The organism is Acidithiobacillus sp. HP-11, from assembly GCF_015100075.1.
In the GTDB taxonomy this organism is placed as follows: domain Bacteria; phylum Pseudomonadota; class Gammaproteobacteria; order Acidithiobacillales; family Acidithiobacillaceae; genus Acidithiobacillus; species Acidithiobacillus thiooxidans.
In genome coordinates this window covers 1-5055 of record NZ_JACKYY010000084.1, presented here as the reverse complement: position 1 = coordinate 5055, position 5055 = coordinate 1, and the positions used below count along the sequence as shown (strand labels likewise).

General features: G+C 47.8%; 5 protein-coding genes and 2 pseudogenes. 2 read left to right on the top strand and 5 right to left on the bottom strand.

Annotated elements, in window-relative coordinates:
* Window positions 1-32: 32 nt before the first annotated feature.
* Window positions 33-167: pseudogene (locus tag H7F08_RS14805) on the top strand (transposase); the annotation flags it as partial.
* Between the two features lie 186 nt (window positions 168-353).
* On the opposite strand, the gene H7F08_RS14800 reads toward H7F08_RS14805, so the two are convergent.
* From H7F08_RS14800 to H7F08_RS14780, 5 genes are all read right to left on the bottom strand, one after another.
* On the bottom strand, window positions 354-944 hold the full coding sequence (locus H7F08_RS14800; RefSeq protein WP_193640963.1) for a cytochrome b: 591 nt from the start codon (window positions 942-944) through the stop codon (window positions 354-356).
* A gap of 37 nt (window positions 945-981) precedes the next feature.
* Window positions 982-1581 carry a hypothetical protein gene (locus H7F08_RS14795; RefSeq protein ID WP_193640962.1) on the bottom strand — a complete coding sequence of 200 codons (600 nt, stop codon included), beginning with the start codon at window positions 1579-1581 and terminating at the stop codon, window positions 982-984.
* Window positions 1582-1662: 81 nt separating this feature from the next.
* A complete protein-coding gene (locus tag H7F08_RS14790; RefSeq protein WP_051690691.1) occupies window positions 1663-1929 on the bottom strand; it encodes a hypothetical protein in 267 nt (88 codons plus the stop codon).
* Window positions 1926-2594 (bottom strand): hypothetical protein, encoded by a 669-nt coding sequence (locus H7F08_RS14785; RefSeq protein ID WP_193640961.1) that lies wholly within the window; start codon window positions 2592-2594, stop codon window positions 1926-1928. The genes H7F08_RS14790 and H7F08_RS14785 overlap by 4 nt, the downstream gene beginning before the upstream one ends.
* Complete coding sequence (locus tag H7F08_RS14780; RefSeq protein WP_193640960.1) at window positions 2594-4141, bottom strand: glucan biosynthesis protein; 1548 nt, start codon at window positions 4139-4141, stop codon at window positions 2594-2596. Before H7F08_RS14780 ends, H7F08_RS14785 begins: the two co-directional genes overlap by 1 nt.
* A 561-nt stretch (window positions 4142-4702) precedes the next feature.
* Here H7F08_RS14780 and H7F08_RS14775 point away from each other — a divergent pair.
* Window positions 4703-5055: pseudogene (locus H7F08_RS14775) on the top strand (IS630 family transposase); the annotation flags it as partial.

Genomic DNA, 5055 nt, shown 5'->3' with positions numbered 1-5055 from the left:
CGTGGGCTCGGAGATGTGTATAAGAGACAGGTAACGGCACTCTGGAAGGTTTCAACAGTCTGCTCCAGTCCGCCAAATCCAGGGCACGGGGCTATCGCACCCACAAGAATTTTATTAACATGGCTTACCTCGTACTGGGTAAGCTGGATCTCAAGCTACCCACTTAAAACAGCGAGGAACCAATTTTATTAACATGGCTTACCTCGTACTGGGTAAGCTGGATCTCAAGCTACCCACTTAAAACAGCGAGGAACCTCCAGCCACGACTATGGCCAACCCATATTGATCCACCACACCCGAAGCCGAAACGACTGCGGCATGGAGATAGCTCAAAAAATAGCTGGAAACTGACATCAGGATTTGGGGTCCGTACGTGATAAGCGAACGGGTAACATTCTGGTCAGCGTATGATCGCGAAGCACGTAATGATGATAAAGTGCTGCCAGGCTATGAATAACGATTAAAAACGCCAGCGTCAACGCTACTGCTGCATGCCATTGCAATACAGTAGAAAAAGCAAAGTGGGGATCGGCGGTAATGGGAAGCGGCATATGCCATGCCAGAATCGTCAAGCCCTTACCCAGAAGCCCCATTATCCAGATACCGATGGCGCATTCAACGAAAATGAGCCCATAAAACGCACCATGGACCATCTTGGCCCATAGCTGGTGACTTGGTTGTGCGCCTGCGCCTGATCTGCGTCCAGTAATGACCCGTACAATAAATAACGACAGCGTGAGCAATAAAATAAGCAGCCCAATCTCTTCATGCACCACAATGGCACTTGCCAGATGGTCTTGCAGCCAGGCTATACGTAAGTTGGCAGCACCCAATAGGCCCTGAAAAACAATCAGCACGGCGATCAACCAATGCAATACTTTGAACAGAGCACTCTCCTCAGTCACCGAAGATCCTGTAACTTTTTCAAGCCCATTTTTTGCCATTCAGACTCCTTTTAAATATTTCTATGCTTATAAAAAACTAATCTACGGCATGCAGTTGTAGCTTTATGTTGGGTAGCCAGGAATTTTCCGAAAAACTACGATCTTGTGCGAGCTTCTCCAGGGTTTTCAGGGCTACACGATGATTCTGATTTGGCAACCAGAGAGTCGCCTGCTTTTCCGATTTCAGAATGCTGCGATTCGCAACGTGGTGTCCATACCATTTTTCAACACCGGCAAAAAGTCCTTGTGGTGGATGTTCCGCAGCATGAAGCATGAGATGATAGATGTGCGGGTGGCGTAAACCGGCAATGCCTACCAACCATAACCAGGATTGCTCTGCTGAAGTTAAATTCTTGAACCAGGCAGGTGCAGCGGCAACACATTCTGCCTTTTTGCCAACAATGGCTGTAAGGTAAGGCGCCTCTGGAATATGGGCGACATGCCTAATTGACTGCGGCTGGTCTATATACAGGGCAACCTTTTGCCTGGACCATGATTCTGCAGTGTGAGCCGAAGTCTGCATGCGGCGATTCGTGATGGCATGCTCCTTGAGATAGTCGCAAGCCGCTGTGGAATGCAAAAAAACATGTCCAACAGCGGGTTGAGCCACCAAGGGGCCACCAATCAGGGCAAGCATATATAGCAACTTGCACAGAGTGTTTAGGATGTCGTAATGACATTGATTTCGGGCCGTGACCATTTATTGGTTATTCCATCCCTAGCAATGCTGATGAATATACCAGATTTTATGAAGGGTTTTTTTCATAGATCGGGCATCATGTAGAGCTGCTTTGAAATGATGCGCTTTTACAGCTAAAATAGCGTCATATCCCAGTCGTTCCGCCTTGTTTTTCAGTATTTTTGTTTCATAGTGAGGATTTTGCGGAGCATGATCCTCATGGGCCACGGCATCAACCGAGCTGAAACACAAAACACTTGCGGTTACTATCTGAATTATCGTTTTCCAGTTTGTCTTTAAGCTCATGAGAATCCCCCTGTGCTAATCGATTTAACCAGAGATGAATCCCTTCGGGAGAGCCGTACGGGCCGCCTCAGCTCCCAATAGTTCTGGCTGATCTCATAAGTCTTGTGCGACTGTTGTGATGGAAAATAGGTGTGTGAAAATGACCACCTTTTTGAGTATTGTGGAATCCGCTGCACATTCTTTTGCCCAATGGGACGCCTTCCCAGATTTCTCATACTGGATGGTGTCCTGAATGCCCATACAGGCATGCATTCTTCCTCTAAATATTCCCGAATCTTCCGGACGAATCGTTTTGACGCCATAGAAGAACGCAATATTGCCGGAGATTGTTGCTGTTCAAACCAGCGTGCTGGATGATTTTGCGCACGAGCTGCCGGTGATGCAGTGGCCAGACGAGCGTTGAGTTCATCGCCATCCTCAGCCAACGCGCCAATAGCGGTTTGCATCAGTGCAAACCAAGTTGGACTGATTCCATTGATACGACCAGCCTGTGCGTGTAGACCTGTTATGACCTGGCTTTCTACCCAATTCCGTTGGGCGGAAGACAGTCCGAGTTTATCCAGGTAATGTGTCGTAGCAATGGGTAGTCTGACAGTGTCGGTAGACGGGTCGTTACTGGGTCGAACTGGATGCAGAATATCGAAACTATCCGGGCTTCCATACATTATGCTGCCTCCTTTTGTGGAGCCAATAGATATAACCAGGTATCACTGAGCGTTTTCCCTTGTGAAGCCAGAAACAGGCTGATGTTACGGGGTTGATGTCTGGCTGGAAGAATCTGGGCGTTCACCTGCCATTGATGCTTCAAGGGATTAAATTGCACTGACGAATGGAGAATATGTACCCCTGCTCCGACCGTAAAATGGGCGTGCATAGGGGTTTGTGCGGGGAGATGACCTAATCCATCTCCGGCGAAATCCACCACCAATGTCTTGGCGCCCTTCATGTGCGGATCGTTACCCAGAAAGGTAGCGACTGGATGCCCGCCAGATGGGAGCTGTTTGTCGTTCCGGAAAAACCGGATCTGGTAATGCACCCGCAGTGATTCACCCGGTCGCAGGGGTTTCGCGGGGACCCAAAAGGTCACCATGTTATCCGTATTACGGTTGTTTGTCGGCAATTCTACCAGCTCCACCTGTCCTTTCCCCCAGTGATTAAGCGGGTGAATCCAGACGCTGGGCCTTTTTTGATACTGTGTAATTAATCCTTCGTAGTTAGAAAAGCGGCGATCCTGTTGAAAGAATCCGAAACCAATGGGGTTATTGAGAAGATAACGAGTCACCTGGATGTGCAGAGGGTTATTCAACGGTCTTGTGATCCATTGACCATCACGGGCCGCCATGATCAGATCGCTGGAATCATGTTGTTGAGGGTGCCAGTCCCCGGCTCTAATACCTCGACCACGACCATGCCAGTACATGCTTGAAAGCGGTGCAATTTCAAGCTGTTTGATTTTTTTGCGCGGGTACAAAACGGCCCGAACGCGGATGCGTGTACTTTTCCCGGGGATTACCGTAAACCGGTAGGCCCCGGTTATTACAGGGCTATTCAGCAGGGCATAAATGATCATGTGCCGCGCTCCGAGCTTGGGTCGTTGCAACCAGAACTCCTGGAAATAAGGAAAAATTTCACCGGAAGGTAAGGCCGTATCTATTCCAAGGCCTCTGGCTGAAGTTCCATAGACGGCGCCCTTGCCGACAGCACGGAAATAACTGGCACCGAGGAAAGACACAAACTCGTTGTGGTAAGGAGGAGTATCCAGTGGGTAAAGCAAAGAAAATCCTGCGTATCCTCCTTTACGCGGGAGTTGCGATTGACTAACTACCCCATGGGTAGCAAACAGCCTGGCACTGTAGGGCAGCGGAAAGGACTGTCCGTGCTGAATAACATTCATTTGTACGGGATGGACAAAGGTATGCCCCAGTGGATAAAACACGACTTCAAACGGTAAATCCTGCCCCTTCCAGAGGGGGTGTACGTCCAGAATCCGACCATATGCCTGTGGGCTCAGCCTGCGCAGATATCGGCCAGCGGAAATGGGGCGCGGTTTCCAAGCTCTGCGGGACAAGTTTTGTGCAGATTTCTGGACATTTGCAAAGGAAAAAGGATCTGCAAATGCAGTAGAAATGCCTGAAAGCGCAAATATCGCACCTAATCCCAGCACAGCATAAGAGAAAAGCGGGTTTTTATTTTTTGAGACAAAAATAAACATAATAGAACTTCAGCAAATTCTATGCCAAATATATAATCACATGATTACCATGCTGTAAATGTTGAGCACAAAATATTTACTGCGGCTTATGTCGCTGTATGGCTACGGTCATATTTTCAATTTTTGATCACAGTTTTTTCTTATATTAAAAAAATATAAAATAAAATCATCTAGTTGATTATTATAATTGGTTATTTTATAAAAACATAAAAATGTCGCAAATAAGCGACATTTAAGCATTTAATCCTGCCTGTGCGAAGCGGATATACCTGGCAGAGAAATAAACCTGCAATATATTCTATACGCTATAGGACATAAGAAAATCGCATGATAAAAATTTCATGCAATAGTGGTATAACTCACCAATGATCTGAATACAGGACGGCATTGGAGCCAATCCCATATTTACGGAATTTTATAAATAAGGGGGTCATATAGGCCAGAGACGAGCAACGCTAGTGTGGTGTTGCACTCTTGGTGAAACTTAAGGTTTATGATGATAAAACAGCTCCATGTGGATGTGGCCCGTCTGGTAGAATTGACCACGCAGAGTAAGCCGGAGATGAAAAAAGTCAGGTACAGGCCCTGGACCGGACCCAACCGGGACTTCCCCTCAAAAAGGGCCGCGCAGAAACGATGACCCACGACTACAAACGTAATGGCACTACGACCTTGTTTGCCGCACTCAACGTGCTGGATGGCCAGGTCATCGGGCAGTGTCAACAGCGACATACCCATGTGGAATGGCTGAAGTTCCTGAAGAAAATTGATCGGCAGACGCCCAAGGACAAGGCTCTGCATCTGATCGCCGACAACTATGCGACCCATAAACACCCGGTAGTACAGGCGTGGCTCGACAAGCACCCGCGTATTCACATGCACTTTACGCCCTGTCTCTTATACACATCTCCGAG

Excerpts from the sequence above, each read along its gene's own strand:
- H7F08_RS14800 (WP_193640963.1), bottom strand. The coding sequence starts at position 944 with ATGGCAAAAAATGGGCTTGAAAAAGTTACAGGATCTTCGGTGACTGAG.
- H7F08_RS14795 (WP_193640962.1), bottom strand. The coding sequence starts at position 1,581 with ATGCTTGCCCTGATTGGTGGCCCCTTGGTGGCTCAACCCGCTGTTGGA.
- H7F08_RS14790 (WP_051690691.1), bottom strand. The coding sequence starts at position 1,929 with ATGAGCTTAAAGACAAACTGGAAAACGATAATTCAGATAGTAACCGCA.
- H7F08_RS14785 (WP_193640961.1), bottom strand. The coding sequence starts at position 2,594 with ATGTATGGAAGCCCGGATAGTTTCGATATTCTGCATCCAGTTCGACCC.
- H7F08_RS14780 (WP_193640960.1), bottom strand. The coding sequence starts at position 4,141 with ATGTTTATTTTTGTCTCAAAAAATAAAAACCCGCTTTTCTCTTATGCT.